Annotated in this window: 11 protein-coding genes; 5 read left to right on the forward strand and 6 right to left on the reverse strand. The window is 43.5% G+C overall.

The features are described 5' to 3' along the window. The first annotated feature begins 157 nt into the window (after nucleotides 1-157). The 5 genes from AC1DYB_RS22035 to AC1DYB_RS22055 all read left to right on the forward strand — a co-directional run bounded on the left by AC1DYB_RS22035 (nucleotide 158) and on the right by AC1DYB_RS22055 (nucleotide 11,154). A complete protein-coding gene (locus AC1DYB_RS22035) occupies nucleotides 158-2,671 on the forward strand; it encodes a phosphocholine-specific phospholipase C (RefSeq protein WP_477438034.1) in 2,514 nt (837 codons plus the stop codon). A gap of 48 nt (nucleotides 2,672-2,719) precedes the next feature. Further along, on the forward strand, nucleotides 2,720-3,301 hold the full coding sequence (locus AC1DYB_RS22040) for an RNA polymerase sigma factor (RefSeq protein WP_477438036.1): 582 nt from the start codon (nucleotides 2,720-2,722) through the stop codon (nucleotides 3,299-3,301). Nucleotides 3,302-3,365: 64 nt separating this feature from the next. After that, a complete protein-coding gene (locus AC1DYB_RS22045) occupies nucleotides 3,366-4,379 on the forward strand; it encodes a FecR family protein (protein WP_477438038.1) in 1,014 nt (337 codons plus the stop codon). A gap of 145 nt (nucleotides 4,380-4,524) precedes the next feature. Then, nucleotides 4,525-7,701, forward strand: coding sequence for a TonB-dependent receptor (locus AC1DYB_RS22050; protein ID WP_477438040.1), 3,177 nt, complete (start codon nucleotides 4,525-4,527; stop codon nucleotides 7,699-7,701). Between the two features lie 156 nt (nucleotides 7,702-7,857). Next, nucleotides 7,858-11,154 (forward strand): TonB-dependent receptor, encoded by a 3,297-nt coding sequence (locus AC1DYB_RS22055; RefSeq protein ID WP_477438042.1) that lies wholly within the window; start codon nucleotides 7,858-7,860, stop codon nucleotides 11,152-11,154. 236 nt (nucleotides 11,155-11,390) lie between these two features. Here the strand turns inward: AC1DYB_RS22055 and AC1DYB_RS22060 are convergent, their stop codons facing one another. From AC1DYB_RS22060 to AC1DYB_RS22085, 6 genes are all read right to left on the reverse strand, one after another. After that, nucleotides 11,391-12,230, reverse strand: coding sequence for a lysostaphin resistance A-like protein (locus AC1DYB_RS22060; protein ID WP_477438044.1), 840 nt, complete (start codon nucleotides 12,228-12,230; stop codon nucleotides 11,391-11,393). Further along, on the reverse strand, nucleotides 12,227-12,841 hold the full coding sequence (locus AC1DYB_RS22065) for a DUF4386 domain-containing protein (RefSeq protein ID WP_477438046.1): 615 nt from the start codon (nucleotides 12,839-12,841) through the stop codon (nucleotides 12,227-12,229). Before AC1DYB_RS22065 ends, AC1DYB_RS22060 begins: the two co-directional genes overlap by 4 nt. After that, on the reverse strand, nucleotides 12,838-13,509 hold the full coding sequence (locus tag AC1DYB_RS22070; protein WP_477438048.1) for a porin family protein: 672 nt from the start codon (nucleotides 13,507-13,509) through the stop codon (nucleotides 12,838-12,840). The genes AC1DYB_RS22065 and AC1DYB_RS22070 overlap by 4 nt, the downstream gene beginning before the upstream one ends. A 122-nt stretch (nucleotides 13,510-13,631) precedes the next feature. Next, nucleotides 13,632-14,327, reverse strand: coding sequence for a LytR/AlgR family response regulator transcription factor (locus AC1DYB_RS22075; protein ID WP_477393489.1), 696 nt, complete (start codon nucleotides 14,325-14,327; stop codon nucleotides 13,632-13,634). Continuing rightward, nucleotides 14,320-15,387 (reverse strand): sensor histidine kinase, encoded by a 1,068-nt coding sequence (locus tag AC1DYB_RS22080; protein ID WP_477438050.1) that lies wholly within the window; start codon nucleotides 15,385-15,387, stop codon nucleotides 14,320-14,322. Before AC1DYB_RS22080 ends, AC1DYB_RS22075 begins: the two co-directional genes overlap by 8 nt. Before the next feature lie 24 nt (nucleotides 15,388-15,411). Beyond that, entirely contained in the window at nucleotides 15,412-16,659 is a 1,248-nt protein-coding gene (locus AC1DYB_RS22085; protein ID WP_477438052.1) for an alpha/beta hydrolase-fold protein, read from the reverse strand. Nucleotides 16,660-17,026 lie beyond the last annotated feature (367 nt).

The raw sequence follows: 17,026 nt of genomic DNA on the forward strand, positions 1-17,026 counted from the left end.
CATACACTTTAAAGTGTTGATGGATATTTGACGCGATTTATTGACGGCAGCGGGATATGTCATTCTCAATAAATATCCTCAATTAAGTGATGGTTAATGGCTATGCTATGTGTACTCACATCTTCAATCATTGCCTAACTAACAATTAAAAATTAAAATGAATTCAAGAAGAGACTTTTTAAAAAAAGCGGCTTTATTATCTGGCAGTGCAGCAGCCATAAATATGCTGCCACCGGTAATACAAAAAGCACTGGCTATCAATCCCGAGCCGGGCAGTACTTTTTACGATGCCGAACATATTGTATTCCTGATGCAGGAAAACCGTTCATTTGATCATCAGCTGGGTACCCTCCGGGGAGTCCGCGGATACAATGATCCCCGCGCTATCAACCTGCCCGATAAAAACAAAGTTTGGCTGCAAACCAATAAAGAGGGTGATACTTATGGTCCGTTTCACCTGGATGTAAAAGATACCAAAATAGCCTGGATGGGCTCGCTACCTCATGGTTGGAGCGACCAGACCGATGCCATGAATAATGGCAAATATGACAGATGGCTCGACGTAAAGAAGGCGCGTAACAAAGCTTATGCAGATATGCCGCTAACTATGGGCTATTGCGACCGCTCTGATTTTCCTTTCTACTATTCTTTGGCCGATGCTTTTACCGTATGTGATCAAAATTTTTGTTCGAGCATTACCGGTACGCACCCTAACCGCCATTACTGGATGACCGGTACCGTGCGCGAAAGCAATAAACCCGAAGGCATTGCCCATTTATGGAACGTAAACAATTATGATTTTCCCGAACTGGAGTGGACAACCTATCCCGAAAGACTGGAAGAAAACGACGTTAGCTGGAAAGTATACCAGAATGAGCTAACTATGGGCTACGGCTTAAAATCAGAAGAAAGTGCATGGCTGAGTAATTTTGGTACCAATGTGTTGGAATACTTTAAGCAATACAACGTACGGTTGCACGAAGGTGGCATTGCCAACCTGCAAACCAAAAAGGAAAGCATCCTGCAGCAAATTGCCGACCTCGAAAAACAACCTGCCGAAGGCCGTACCATTCAAAGGCTTGCCGCTGCTAAAAAGGTATTGGCTAACATTGAAACCGCACAAGCCAAATACACAAAAGCAAGTTTTGATAGCCTTTCAAAAACTGGCCAGAAATTAAACAGTAAAGCGTTTTCAACCAATATAAACAGTGCCGATTACCATGAGCTAAGTACCTTAACTTATGATGACAACGGTACCGGGCGTACTTTAAATGTACCCAAAGGCGATGTTTTTTACCAATTTAGGGAGGATGTTAAAAATGGTACACTGCCAACCGTATCATGGCTAATGCCGCCGGCCCACTTTTCTGATCATCCCGGCGAGCCCTGGTTTGGCCCATGGTATGTAAGCGAGGCGATGGAAATTTTGCTGCAAAACCCGGAAGTTTGGAAAAAAACCATTTTTGTGATCACCTATGATGAAAACGATGGCTATTTTGATCACGTGCCGCCCTATGTAGTACCAAACCCTTATAAAGAGCATACCGGTAAAGTATCCGCGGGGATTGATCCTAAACTTGATTTTGTTACTAAAGATCAGCAAACTAATCCATCGGCTACGGATGCGAATATCCGTGAAGGTGCTGTAGGTTTAGGCTACCGCGTGCCGATGATCATAGCGTCACCATGGACACGTGGGGGTTATGTATGTTCGGAAGTATTTGATCACACTTCATCACTGCAATTTGTTGAGGACTTTTTAGAAAAAAAATTCAACAAAAAAGTAAAGGAAGAAAATATCACCCAATGGCGTCGTACTATTTGCGGTAACCTGACATCAGCTTTCCGCCGGTATCATGGCGAAAAAATAGATGGCCCGGTATTTTTAGAAAAGAAACCATTTATTGAAGGTATTCACCAGGCACAGTTTAAACAGGCGCCGGCTAATTTTAAAAAATTATCAGCTGCTGAAATTGAACAGATCAATACAGATCATACCCAATCAGCCTATTTTCCAAAGCAGGAAAAAGGCGTAAAACCTGCCTGCGCGCTGCCGTATGAATTATATACCGATGGATATTTCAACAAAGAAAAGAAAGCATACGAAATAGCATTCAAGGCAGGCAATAAGGTGCATGGCAGTAAGTCTACAGGTTCACCGTTTAGGGTGTATGCGGTTAACCCTTATCAGAAAGAACAACTGCGCGCATGGGATTACAGTGCAGCCGCGGGCGATACCTTAACAGATGAGTGGAAAATCGGCGATTTTGAAAACGAAGCTTACCATTTAAAAGTTTACGGCCCTAACGGTTTTTACCGCGAGTTTGCCGGGAACAATAATAATCCGCAGCTTAAAATAAGCTGCGATTATGAGACCAGCCGCTTAAATGCAGCAAGGCTCACCGGTAACCTTGTTATTCATATTGCCAATCACGATAAAAAGGCGCATACAGTAGTTATAAGTGATAAAAGCTATAAAGCACAGGCACAAACCCAGGTAATACCCGCCGGCGGCAGCATAAGAGTGGTTTTAAATTTAGCTAAAAATCACAACTGGTACGATTTCAGCGTAAAACTTAACGGGCATGATACTTTTGAGGAACGTTTTGCAGGTCGTGTGGAAACAGGCTCGCCAACTAAAACCGATCCCTTAATGGGCGGTGTTGTTTAACCTGATAGCAGGAGGTTTTGAAATAAATGTTTTTATCCAATCCGATCTATGATACATCAGTCTGACAAAGAACTGTTGCAGGAAATTGCCCTCGGGGATGAACTGGCTTTCCAGATGCTGTTTAACCGGCACTGGAAAGCCCTGTTTTCCTATGTTTACCGCTTGACACGGGATGAAAGCCATACCAAAGATATTTTACAGGATGTATTTATGTACGTATGGAACAACAGGGAAACGCTTTATTCCGCCGAATCTTTTTTGCCGTATTTAAACACCGTGGCACGCAATAACGTGATGACCGCATTTCGTAAGGATAAGATACGGCTGCAGGGCGCAGATGTTTTATTGGACAACGTTGGGCGCTCGGTAGCTGCCGACGACCAACTGCTTTTAAAAGAGGTAAAACAATCTGTTGATAATGAGCTTTTAAAAATGCCTTTCAATATGCGCTTATGTTTTCAACTAAGCCGGTATGAGGATAAATCTATCCGTGATATTGCCGCCGAGTTGAAACTTTCTGAACAAACCGTTAAGAACAATATTTCTGAAGCGCTACGTAGGCTGCGTATATCTGTTGAGCAGGGCTCATTAATTTACCTGTCACTTTTGGTAGCTGGGCTTATGTTGTAAATATTAATGTAAGCTTAACTATTTATTAAAGTACTTTTTTGCTTCCCGGGCGCTAATGCTTTGAATGAAGATCAATAAGTACCCAGGTTTAAAGCAGCTGTTCCAACGCTATCAGGATGGCTCCATTCATCAGCATGAAAAAGAATTGGTTGATGAATGGTTTGAAAAATACACAGATGAGGATGCCGCAGATATACTGAAAGATCCGAATACCGAACAGCGGATTTACCAGGAGCTTACCTCGCGCATTGTTAATGCGCAAAAGGCTACACCGGTGCGTAAAATGTGGCAGCTTCAAAATTGGCTCAAAGCAGCATGCATTGTATTTGCAGTTTCTTTGCTTGCCGCCCTATACTTTAATAAACGCACTGGTGAAACGCCGTTAGCCGCCGCTGCTTTTAATACGTTTGCTACGGGCAACGCCCAGGTGAAAAAAATAACTCTTGATGATGGCACCAGCATCTGGCTCAACGCAGCTACCACGATGAGGGTTTCTACTTTGTTTAAAAACGCAAGGGAACGTGTGGTTTATTTAGATAAAGGCGAGGCCTTTTTTGAAGTAAAACATGACGCGTCCCATCCATTTAGCGTTATTTCCGGCAAATTGATAACCAGGGATATTGGCACCACTTTCTGCATCCGGGCGTATGATCTTAAAAACGAATACCGGGTAGCCGTAACTGAGGGCAAGGTTGATGTTGAACAGCTGGATAGTTTGGGTAAATCCCGTATTATCAGCGCCGGTATTACCCGCGGGCAGCTATTGGTTTATAAAGCCTCATTAAATACTACTCAAATTTTAAGGAAGGATACCCACCTTATAGCCACATGGAGAACCGATGGCTCCATACATGCCGATGCCATGACCCTGGAGCAGATTGGCGACGAACTATCAAGACATTTTAATATTAAAGTTACTGTCAGGCATCCCACGCTTGACGCCAGGAAATATACGATCAATTTAGGTGCCCAAAATATTGGCCAGATGCTCCAACAGCTCACTCTTGCCACAGGTATCAGCTATAAGCTTGATGCCGACAGTTTAATCATTAACCCTTCAGCCAGCAACATGAAATAAACTAAATAATAAAAAAAGCCGGAGGTGATCCCGCACCACCGGCTGCAAGGTAGGCGCTGTAGCAGCGTCTACTCAAAATTAACTCGTCAAAAATTAATTATCGCAAATAAATATGCACCTTTTTATCCAAATAAGAAAAAAAATATTGGAAAGAAATTTCCTTATCCAGATCCCAACATCACTAATGGTGATACTTTTTTTAATAGCAGGCAATACAGCTTACGCCCAGTCAACTGATGCATCCATTTCCGGCCAGGTAAAGGATGACAAAGGCGCTGGTATGCCTGGCGTAACCATTGCTATTCAAAATAGCTCAAATGGCTTCCGTTCAACAAGTGTTACCAATGGTGAAGGTAAATACAGTTTCCGCCAGTTGCCTTTAGGCAGGCAATATGTGGTTAAAGCATCTTTCATCGGTTATGACCCGCAAATTAAAAACGAAATTTCCCTTAATCAGGGCGATAGGGTTGTTGCAGACTTTTTAATGTCAAACAACACACTCGGGCTAAAAGAAATTGTGGTTAAAGCCAACGCCTTAAGCAGCCGCAATGATCGTTTAGGAGGCAGCACCTCCATTAATGCGCGTACCATTCAGCAGATCCCGGCGTTGAATCGTAATTTCACCAACTTGCTTTCGCTTGCCCCAACATCAAACGGCGGCTCGGTAAGTGGCCAGTTGCCTTCATCAACTAATTATTTGATTGATGGTACCAGCGCCCGCAGTAACTTAACATCAGGCGCGGTAGGTAGTGGTCCTTACTCATTGTCGCTGGAGGCTATTCGCGAGTTTGAGGTATCAACCAATATTTACGATGTATCACAGGGCCGTGCAGGTGGCGGTACAGTTAGCGCGGTTACAAAATCAGGTACCAATACGCTTACCGGTTCGGCTTTTGATTATTATCGTTCAGATGCTTTAGCCAGCCCTTATGATATCCGCGGTAATAAGCGCCAACAAAATTTTACTACAAATCAATATGGTTTTAGTTTAGGTGGCGCCATCATTAAAGATAGATTATTCTTCTTTACTGCGCTTGATCGCCAGGAGCAGTCTGCACCGTTTTATATTGCTGATATCAAGTCAGATGCTGATGCTATATCCCTGCGCATTAGTAAAGGTATGCTTGATAGCGTAATCAATATCGGCCGTGCAAAATATGGTTTGGGTAGCGGCCCGCAAGTTGGTGAGTTTCCAAGAAAAACTACTGCCAATACTTTTTTTGCCCGTATTGACTGGCAGATCAATGATAAAAACCGTTTAACTATCAGGAACAATTACAGCGACTGGAATAACCCTAACAGTACGGATGATAACTCCAATATTAACCTGTTTGAAACATACGGTAACTTCAAATCGCGCGAAAACACCACGCTGGCATCATTGCGTACCCAGTTTAGCTCCAGTTTTTTGAATGAGCTGAAATTGCAATGGCAAAGCGCCAAGCGTGATTATACGCCAAACAATCAGCTTCCATCGGCTAATATTCCCCGTGCTATTGTTACGGTACGTTCTACCTTACCAAACGGAACTGTCGGCAGTACTTCGGTACAATTAGGCGGTCAGCGTTTTACGCCAGAGAGCGATCTGGAAAACCAATTGCAATTGGTGAATACCAGTTATCTTACAAAAGGTAAATACAACTTTACATTTGGTACCGATAATACACTTACCTACCTTAATACCTATATTTCCAACGAACAAAACGGAAGGTTCATTTTTAATAACATTAAAGAGTTTGATGACCTGAACCCTACACGTTTTGTGCGTGAGGTGCCTATTGCCGGCATCCCATCGGTACAGCAATATGTGTTAAACCTATCGGCATTTGGCCAGGTTCAGTTTGAGCCTGTGAAAAATGTAAGCGCCACTTTTGGCCTGCGCTGGGATCTTACCAGTTATTTAACCAAGGGCGAATATAACCCGATAGTTGATAAAGCTTTAGGATTAAGGACCGATGCAAACCCAACAGATTGGAATAACTTCCAGCCAAGGGTTCAGTTTTCATGGGATGTAAAGGGTGAAAAGACCGACATCATCCGTTTAGGCGGCGGTATCTTTTCTGCCAATCCAATTAACTACGCGCAGGTAAACAATATTCAAAACAGCGGTACCAAAGTGGCCTCTATTGATATTACAAGATCAAATACAGGCCCGAATTTGGTTCCTAAACCAAACTTCCCGGCTTATCGTAATGATCCGTCTACGGCTCCAGGTTTAATCGCCGGCGCGCCAACGGTATCCACTATCAACCTTAACGATCCAAATTTACAGATCCCTACCATCTATAAAGCCAACTTAAGCTATAACCACATGTTTGGCGATTATCTTCGCTTAGGTGTAAACCTCCTGGTGAGCCGCACCAATAACAATTATGTTTACCTGGACCGCAACCTGGCTGATCAGCCTTACTTTACGCTTTCAAACGAAGCTAACCGTGGCGTGTTTGTACCTGCCAATACCATATCGTCATCAGGTGTTACCGATAACGTTCAGGGTCGTAAAACACAGTTGGTTGGCCGCACGCTTGAATTGACCAATGGCGCTAAGCTAAACCAGCAGGCATTTGTGTTTGATGGAGATTTCAGGTACTATAAAGACGGTTTCCTGTCATTCAGCTACACCTGGAATAATACAAAGGATAATACATCTTATAACGGTAACGTAGCTAATACATCTACGTTTCGCCCAATTAAATCAGATCCGCGTGATTTGAGTGAGATGGACTATTCAGATAACCAGTTCAGCAACAAAATCGTTCTATACGGTTCTACACCAACCTGGAAAGGGTTTTCATTTAGCGGCAGGTTTACCGGCAGCGGCGGCACACGTTATTCTTTAACTGTTGATTCAGATATCAACGGCGATTTCGTTGGCGGTCCGGGTACTGATAATGACCTGGCTTTCGTTTTTGATCCTAATAATCCTAACACCCCGGCAGCGGTAAAAGCCTCGATGGAAAAAGTGCTGAACAACCCGGATAACCGTGCTAAAGATTATATCAAAAAAAGCATCGGTAAAATAGCCAACAGAAACGGCGGCAGCAATCCTTTCTCGGGTACGTTCGATGTTCGGTTAGCTAAAAGTTTCCATACTTTTAAAACCCAGCAACTAACCATCACCGCCGATGTATTCAACTTTGCCAACCTGCTTAACAAGAATAAAGGGGTTAATTATAACCTTGGTCAGCAAACGTTGTATACGGTTACAGGCTTTAACCAGGCAACCAAACAATACAATTATCGTGTAAACGAAAACGTAGGCGTAACAACTGCAAATGGTACACCATACCAGATCCAATTGGGCGCGCGGTATTCATTTTAATAAAATGTAAACAAACAATAAAAACAATTATCAAAAGCGGGCGGGTTTTACCTGTCCGTTTTTGATGTTTAAATCAAAGCTTATGAAAAAAAACTTACCTGCTTATTATTCTGCTCAAAACATATTGCCCTGTAATGCCCGGTAACACTAAATAACATGTTTAAATTAAAGTGTTTTTTGTTTTGGGCCATGATCCTGTTTCCGTGTTTGCTTTTTGGGCAAACAACCAAAAGCAGCTTATCAGGGATTATTTGCGACCAGAATAAAGTGGTGATAGAAGGTGCTGTATTTCATATTACCTATTTGCCGGCCTCAACCCAATATGGCTGTTCAAGCAACAAGACAGGCCGGTTTTACCTGCCCGATCTGAAACCCGGCGGCCCTTATCAAATTGAAGTTTCATGCACCGGCTACGAACCCTTTAAACAGCAAAATTTTTATCTCGGGTTGGATGAACCGGAAGTGTTGAATGTAATTTTAAAAGGTAAGCAAACCCAGCTATCCGAAGTACGGGTGAGTGCATCGCCTTTAAACAAACCGGTTTTGACAACGGCCGAAACAGGTCCATCTACAAAAAGCAACCGGCAAAGTATCAGCAGCCTGCCTACCATCAAAAGAAGCATCAATGATTATATCCGGCTCACGCCGCAGTCTTTCGGACCTGCAATAGCGGGTGGTAATTACCGGCAAAATTTCATCACTATTGATGGCTCGGAGTTTAATAACAATTTTGGTGTAGGCGATAATTTGCCCGGGAATGGCGCCCAGCCAGTATCATTGGATGCAATTGACCGGCTTTCGGTAAACGTTGCGCCCTTTAATGCCATTTGGGAATCGGGCTTTATCGGCAGCACTATCAATATCACAACCCGGACGGGCAGCAACCAAACGGAGGCATCTGTTTACCGCTTTTACCGCAATCAAAACAGTTACGGATATCATGCCGGCGATGCATCATTTGATAAAAAAAGCCTTTCATACCACCAGGATGGAGTTAGAATTGGCGGTCCGCTCATCGTTAACAAATTATTTTATTTTATAAGCGCCGAAACCGAAAGCGAAAAGTATAACCCGCAGCAACTGATCCCTGCTACTAATGATTTGCCCTATGGCAGTGGGCCTAACACCGCCCGCCCAACTGTAACCGAACTGAATGAGATAGGTAATTACCTGCGCAATACTTATAGCTATGATCCCGGCAGTTACGGCAACTATAATTTTGAAAACAAAAGTTTAAAGATCCTCGGGCGGATAGATTGGAATATAGCCGATAATAATACTTTCAGCATCAGGTATAATCAACTGAATAGCGTAAGGCCTGAGTTAGTTAACGGTTCACGCAGCCCTTTAACAGCGTTTCCGGCGGGGGCAGGCCGCCGCAATATCAATGCTTTGCCTTTTAGTAATTCCAACTTCAGTACCAAATCTAATTTTTATTCATTGGCGGCTGAGTGGAATGTGAAACTAACTATGAGTGTTTACAACACTTTACGGGCTTCTTACACCCGGCAATATGAACCTCGCCAGTCGGACAGTAAGCCGTTTCCTTTTGTTGATATTTTAAAAGACGGAATCCCGTTCACATCGTTTGGTTATGAGCCTTTTACTTATGGCAACAGCCGCAATGTAACGTTGGCTTCGCTAATTGATTACATTAACTGGAACCACAATAAGAGCAACTGGCTGGCGGGTGCGCAGATTGATTATAGCCGCACCAGTAATACCTACATCCCTTTTGGCACAGGCTATTACACCTTTGCTTCATGGGATGATTTTGTTTCGGGAAAGTCGCCGGTTGATTATGCCATCACTTATTCAACCGTCCCCGGTAAAGTGCAGCCATCTTATCATTTTAAATATGCTAACCTGGCGTTATTTGCACAAAATACCATAATACTTGGCAAACGTTCAAATATCACTGCCGGGTTCAGGTTTGATATCCCGTGGTTTCCGGGAGGCCTTGCCGAAAATAACAACATAGCGGCGCTTACATTTGCCAACGGCCTGCATTTACATACCTCTCAACTACCGCTGTTATCGCTATTACTATCGCCACGAATTGGCTTTTCAACTTATCTTGACCAGGAAGAAAAACTGCGCCTTCGTGGTGGCAGCGGCGTATTTACAGGGCGCATCCCTTTTGTGTGGATTATAAGCCAGGCCCGGTATTCCGGCTTGCAACAGGTAACGCAAACCTGGCAGGGAAGGCAAAATACACCAGGCCCCTTCAGCCCCGATCCACAACGATATGTGCCGGATATATCTGTGCAGCAACCTGGTTTGCCCGCTATAACCAGTGTTTTATCAAAGGATTTTAAAATGCCGCAAACCTGGAAAAGCAGTATCGGGTTTGACGCGCATCTGCCTGTCGGCATCACCGGTACAATCGAAGTGCTTTACAATAAGGATATTAATGCCATTGTTTTTAACGATGCTAATCTCGTTGTTCCCAAACCATTAAATATTGCGGGTTATCCTGATAACCGTTTGGTTTATCCCGCGGCAAATAATCAGCGTTTTATTAATCCCTTAAATGCCGATGGTATGCCTGATGTTAATGGTAACTCGCCGTTTAACGCGGTTGTGGTGGGCAATTCATCAAGAGGATATTACTGGTCGGCAACTTTCCAGTTGGAACGAAAATTTTCTAACAGCTTTTCTATGTCGGCAGCCTATATCAAAAGTATTGCAAAAAACTTGAACGATGGTGATGGCGACCAAACCCTATCGGCCCTATACGCCAAACCAACTGTTAATGGTATCAATACACCCGAATTGGGCTACGCAGGTTATGTGAGCCCGAATCGGGTGGTAGCGTCGCTCATTTACCGTAAACGCTATTTCAAGAAGTTTGAAATAAGCGCGGGACTCGTGTATCAGGGGGCTGTTGATGGTCGTTTTTCCTATACTTATGCCCAGGATTTTAACCATGATGGCACCAACAAGTCATTAATTTACGTGCCCCGCAATCCATCAGAAATTACTTTTGTTCCCTTAACGGTAAACCAGCCGGGCAGGCTTACCTATACCGCAGCGCAGCAGAGCAACGCGTTTTTTAACTATGTTGATCAGGATAAATACCTGTGGACCCGTAAAGGTAGCTATGCGGAAAGAAACGGTGCTACGCTGCCCTGGCGTAATCAGTGGGACTTTAAACTTACGCATGATTTTATACTCAGTAATAAAGTGATTAAGCATACTATCCAGCTTTCCTGGGATGTTTTTAATGTGGGAAACCTGCTCAACAGAAATTGGGGGTTGAAAAAATTAGTTAATGCCAGTTCCATATTGGTGCCGGCTAACCTCCCTGATGTAAAACCTGGCGGTAACACCAAACCTGTATTTCAACTGGCTACGGTAGGGGGGCGGCTGATAACCGATACATTTAAAGATGACGTAAGCTTAAATTCCACCTATTCGATGCAGGTAGGGGTGCGGTATTTGTTTAATTAAGCCGTTTTTACCCGTACCTGATTGTTGCGATGAATAAAGTCGGTTTATGCCGCTTATTTTAATTGAGGAAAAAACAGATCTGAAAAATCTATCGGGGATAGAAAAATAACTAAAAACGCAAAATGAATTTAGAAAAATATGGTCGTGGTGTTTTTGAAATGAGCGATGCGCTGGATGACGAAAGCCACCGGGTAAGGGGGCGGTTGTTTTTTATTGTTTCCGTAAGATACAAATGATTAACTATTCCAAACCCGGCCTTTCAACAGCTTGTCGTTTTTGATATTGAGGTGCATGAAAATGCTTGTTGCAATCATACAGAAGATTATCGCTTGGATCGTGCCTTCAGGCCCGAATTTTCCACCGGTTATGAGTTTAGGTTCCGTTATGTTAGTTGTTATCAGGCTGTTAGTTTTTTCATTGCCGGAGGTGATGGCCCCGAATATGCCCGATTGGATGAAATTCCAGGCAAAATGGATAGCTATCGGCAGCCACAGACTGCGGGAGTAGATATAGGCTGCACCTAATAAAAGACCGGCTTCGATGGCTATGCAAGCGGCAGAAACAATATTGGCGTTGGGGTTAAATAAGTGTAAAGCCCCGAAGATAATTGCCGAGACGATCAGCGCGATATAACTGCCAAGCCTTTCTTCGATGATCCTAAAAACAATACCGCGGATCATGATCTCTTCAAAAATGGCAACGCTAAAAGCAACACTCAGCGGGATAATGACAAAGGAAAATGGGTTAACCGAAACGATATGGAACCCGTGGTTCCAGTAGATCACCAGTATGGTTAGGCATTGAATGTTTACCCCGATAACAACGCCTGTAGCTAAATTTTTGATGATATTTTTCGAGAGTTCGGTGATTTCCCTTTTTTCGATCCACTGAAAGAACAGGCGGTAACTGCCAATGACCGCACTTGAAGCCAGGATGCCTTTAACCAGGTTGCGCAGGTCTTTGCCGGTGTCTTTGAGCAGCCGTGCGCTGATATTTTGGGTAGCGACAAACACAGTAAGGCAGACCAACAGGCCCAGTACGATCCGGATGACCGGATGGTTTAATATTTTTTTCATAGGTTGTTTGGTTTAAATCCTTTAATAATGAGGTAAAGCCCCAGCGAGAACTCCCAGGTTGCAATAGGGAGTGTCATTAGCGCTGAAGCCGTGGATACCCTGCCTATGAGCCCGAATAGTGTGCCGCCCCAGGAAGCGAGCAGTAAGGCCGCTCCAATAAAGCCCAGCACGGGCAGTGTCCGCGGCACGAGGCGTGATTGGTAAAGCAAGGTGCCGAGCAGGAGGCCATTAATAGCAGGTATCAAACTTTGGCCGATGAGAAACATCCGGTCATACAAAACAACCAGGGTGCCCGTTTGCCGCAACGTAACCGCTGTGAGCATCAAAGCGACACCTGCGAAGATGGTGCCCGCTTCAAGGGTGCGTGTGGCAACGAAACCAAGCGCAAGCCCTTCGTTTTGCTTTTTGAGAACCGGGTACAAAGCGACGGCGGTGCCAATGCCGGCCAGCGCGACGATGATCTCCAGTATTACGCCGATCAATACCTGGGTAGCAGCGCCTTTAAAATTTGGATCATGTATCGGGCCATAGAGTGCGATGGTTGGGATCGAAACAAAGGTGAGCAGGTAGCAAATGCCCGCCACCAGTGCGGTTTTCCGGTTTGTGCTCATTTCCTGGCGAATGGATTAGTTTTCCAGGCTTTGGAAACGTGGATGCTAACGATAAAACTGCGGTTGTACATTTCCTGCCCGTTAGAAATATTGGTAAGGCCGTAATTGTAACGCAGGTCCAGGGTGATCCTTTTTGTTTTGGTATGAAAAGTATAACCACCGCCGGCCTGAAGGCCCGCATCAAATCGTTTAAAGCCGTTTGTCGACGAGTCAAATGACAGGTCGCTGGTCTTGTCACTGATATTCCGGGTACCATAAAAATTATAAGCGATGGATGGACCGGCGTTAATATGGAACTCGCTAAAGTGAAAACGCGCCAGCAATGGTACTTCAATGGCGTATAAGCGTATTGTGGATTCGTTGATTGTTAACGGGTTGTTTGTCTTCAATTTTCCACCCTTCATTGAGAAATACAATTCGGATACTAAAGAGAACGCCGGGGTGATACCCGCCTGAAAAGATACGCCGACTTGGGCGCCAAGTACAGACTTTTTATAATCGCTTAGGGCGCTGTTGGCAGACCCGTAGTTAAGGTTCGTACTTACCAGGTTTATCACCGGGTCTAAATATGTTTTGGCGGTTTTAACTGTATCAGTAGTTTGGCCAAAAGCCGAAGAAGCAAGGATGATCATACCAAGTAGGAACCCGGTGCGTAAGGTTTTTTTCATTTTCTTTTGTTTTTTTTTCTTAAACAAAAGTATATGAATGACTTAGGTAACTAAATTCTGTTATGCCAAGTGCCCCCGGATGTCTGCATATGGCCGGTTCCCATCTGCAAAGGAGGCTTGATTTAAGCCCTGCTATTGATGAGTTGGAAGAAAGTATCTTTGTAAGTATCCGAAACCGGGATCAGTTGATCGGCTATCTTAATCCGGCTGCGTTCAATGGATTCGATCTTGCTCACCGCGACCATAAATGACTTATGTACACGGCATACCAGGCTGGCCGGAATCAGCCGCTCAAATTCGCTGAAATTCTGCAAGGTCATTACTTTTTTGGTGGTCGTGTGTACCCTGCGGTAATCCCGCATACCTTCAATATAGATGATCTCGTTGATCATGATCTTTTCCAAGCGGTTTTCGGTTTTGACGAAAATAAAATCAGGCGGGTTATCTGAAGTGCGCTGATTTAAATTATCCTGCGCTTTATTGACAGCTTGCAGGAAACGGGTGAAAGTGAACGGTTTTAACAGGTAATCCGTGATCTGTAATTCGTAACCCTTTAAGGCATATTCCTGGTAGGCGGTGGTGATGATCACCTGGCTGTTGATCCTGGAACTTTCCAGCAGGTCTATCCCGGATAATTCATCCATATTAATATCCAAAAAAAGCAGGTCAACTTTGTTGTTATTGAGGTAATTCAGCCCGGTTAGCGCGTTGTCAAACGTAGCGCTTAAATGCAAAAAAGGGACCTTTTCTACGAAGTCCTTTGTCTTTTCCAGCGCCAGTGGCTCATCTTCAATTATAATGCAACTAAGCTTATCCATTGGGTATCATTAAGTCGATCGTGTACAATTCATTGGTTTTTTCCACCCGAAGATGATGTTTGCCTTTATAAAGTAGTTCGAGCCGTTTTTTGATCAGCTCATTACCCAAACCGCTGTCAGGCTGCTGTGTTTTTGTACCCGGTTCAAACTTATTAGCGCACACTAATCTGATATTATCATCATTGATAAAGATATCAATAGTGATGGCGTTTTCAATTTTTTTATTGTTGGTATGTTTAAAAGCATTTTCAATAAATGGGATAAAGACCATCGGGGCGATTAGTTTATTACCCATCACCCCGGTTACCGAAAACTTGACGTAATTGGGGTTGGCGGTTCTTATTTTTTGTAAAGCGATATATTTTTCCAGGTATTCCACTTCTTTGTGCAATAAGATCTGTTCAGATTTGGTTTCATAAAGGATGAAACGCATGATACCCGATAACTTATTCAAATAATCGGACGCTTTGACCGCATCCTTTAAGATCAGTGCATCAATGTTATTGATCGTGTTAAATAGCAGGTGCGGGTCAAGCTGTGATTTGACCAGGGCCATTTCCATTTCATAATTCTTTTCCCTTAACTGCTCCTTTAGCCGGATCTCATATAACCAGGTAATAAAGCCCTTAATGCCCAAAGCCACAATACCAGCAACCAGATCAATGAATGTCATCACCATAATTACGCTGAAGGCCGTAGAACGGCCCTTTTTACCGGCATCATCCATGTCAAGTACGCGTCCGGTTTCGATCAGGTAACGATGCAGGATATAGCAGAGCGCTGCTGTTCCAACGGCTATCAGCAACCCCCAAAACAGCGCCAGTAAAAATTTCCTGTGCTGCAGATATTTAGGAAACAACACGAAATAATATGAAATATAGGTGATCGCCGAAGGCAGAATGGCAAAAAGAAAGAGGTTTTTAAAAGCATTGATCACTCTTGCCACATGATCGCCCGCAGGCGGGCTGCTTTTGTTATATAGCCCTAAAAGAATACCGATCAAGATGAAATAACAAGCCCAGAAGCCAATATTTAATAATAGCGCGAATGATTTTTTCATAATCTATATAAATGTGTCGCTTTATTATGGTTTTACCGCGCTTTTCAAAAGTGAATTCAGTTTAACCCTTGTTTCTGGTATCTCTTTGATAGATAGCGCCTTTTTAAAACAAATTATTGCGTTTTTCTTGTCACCTTTGGCCAGGTAATAATCCCCATAAGAATCCAGAGGGTTTGCATCGTTAGGGTAATTGCGCACATTTAATGCGAATAATTCCCCGGCCATATTATATTGCTTTGACCTTAAAGCGTAATATCCCAGGTTATTTACCAATGATTCATCAGGTAGTACCTGGTAACCCAGTTCCTCAGTAATCCTGCGGTAATGATTTGTAATTACCGAAGGCAAATTTGGGTTGGTTATTTGATACTCAGAATACCTGGGGAATACATAATAGTCAAAAACAAAACGGATGGCATCATAAGCTGCTATTAAGGGAACCGTTTGATGATTGTCATGCTCGTAATACACTTCCTTAAACCGCAGCTTATTTTCGGGGTGCTTGTGCACGTGATGTATCAAATCCAGATTATACCTTGTCAGCTCCGTTTGGTCTGATGTATCTGCCTGTACGGCTGTGGTATCTACACCTCTTTCCATATGATTGGCGATGGCCAGAAACAATGTTTTATTGGCATAGGAATCTTTTTCAATAGCAGTATTAGCTTCGTTCAAAATTTTGTGACTATCCCACCAAATTGATGGTTCTATAGCGATATAGCCGTTGAACAGATCCTTGTGATGAACCATTGTATGTACTACCATTAACCCGCCCAGGGAATGGCCCATAAAAAGTTTATAGGGTGCAGTAAGATAATTGGAATCGATGTGTGGAATTAACTCCTTTTCTATAAAGGAAAGAAATCGTTCACCCCCTCCGGAATTTTTTACGCCGTCTGTATTGTTTGCAACAGTTGTTGGAGTGAGATCCCTGCTTCTATCGGTATTAGGGATGCCCACCACGATCATGTGCGGACAAAGGCCCATATCGGCCAAGCGTTCAACGGTTATTGCAACGGAGCGGAAATTATTTTCTCCATCTAACACGTAAATGACAGGGTAATTGTCTTTAGCGGCAGCACGGGATTTTTTCCCTTGATATGGCGTGTATATCAGCAATTGCCGCTGCTCTTTTAATATGTTAGACCTGACACTATCTGCAAAGCCTAAGCTAAAATTATTTTGCGACTGAGCTGTAGCATCAAAAAATGAAATAATGAAGAAGGAAAGAAAAAAAAGATACTTCATTAACGTTAATGTGATTTTCTTCATGATATCGTAAATGTATACAAAAGAAACCCGGTGGGAGATTGTGTTATGCGAAGTGCGCTTAGATGTCTGCGTTCGCCTTTGTTTCGTCTGCAAACGCCAACTGGCTGATGGAAGCTGTGATACGGGGCGACGTCATATCGTCCAAAACGCGGTAGCGCAAAATGCGAACTAAACGTGTTCTTTGTTGTTCTTCGGGTAAGAAGTAATCCTGGCTCTCAGTTGGAGGTTGCGATCTATTATAAAATCTCCTGCATTTAGCGAGCAGAAAACTGCTGATGGTGAAGCCGCGCAACACCGAATCTTATAGTTTTTCGATTCGATTTGGATTCCATACCGCGTTTTTTTGCACGGGCGGTAACTGGAAAAG

Source organism: Mucilaginibacter sp. P2_A4, from assembly GCF_056405015.1.

Coding starts and splice junctions, on each gene's coding strand:
- AC1DYB_RS22035 (WP_477438034.1), top strand. CDS start 158: ATGAATTCAAGAAGAGACTTTTTAAAAAAAGCGGCTTTATTATCTGGC.
- AC1DYB_RS22040 (WP_477438036.1), top strand. CDS start 2,720: ATGATACATCAGTCTGACAAAGAACTGTTGCAGGAAATTGCCCTCGGG.
- AC1DYB_RS22045 (WP_477438038.1), top strand. CDS start 3,366: ATGAAGATCAATAAGTACCCAGGTTTAAAGCAGCTGTTCCAACGCTAT.
- AC1DYB_RS22055 (WP_477438042.1), top strand. CDS start 7,858: ATGTTTAAATTAAAGTGTTTTTTGTTTTGGGCCATGATCCTGTTTCCG.
- AC1DYB_RS22060 (WP_477438044.1), bottom strand. CDS start 12,230: ATGAAAAAAATATTAAACCATCCGGTCATCCGGATCGTACTGGGCCTG.
- AC1DYB_RS22065 (WP_477438046.1), bottom strand. CDS start 12,841: ATGAGCACAAACCGGAAAACCGCACTGGTGGCGGGCATTTGCTACCTG.
- AC1DYB_RS22070 (WP_477438048.1), bottom strand. CDS start 13,509: ATGAAAAAAACCTTACGCACCGGGTTCCTACTTGGTATGATCATCCTT.
- AC1DYB_RS22075 (WP_477393489.1), bottom strand. CDS start 14,327: ATGGATAAGCTTAGTTGCATTATAATTGAAGATGAGCCACTGGCGCTG.
- AC1DYB_RS22080 (WP_477438050.1), bottom strand. CDS start 15,387: ATGAAAAAATCATTCGCGCTATTATTAAATATTGGCTTCTGGGCTTGT.
- AC1DYB_RS22085 (WP_477438052.1), bottom strand. CDS start 16,659: ATGAAGAAAATCACATTAACGTTAATGAAGTATCTTTTTTTTCTTTCC.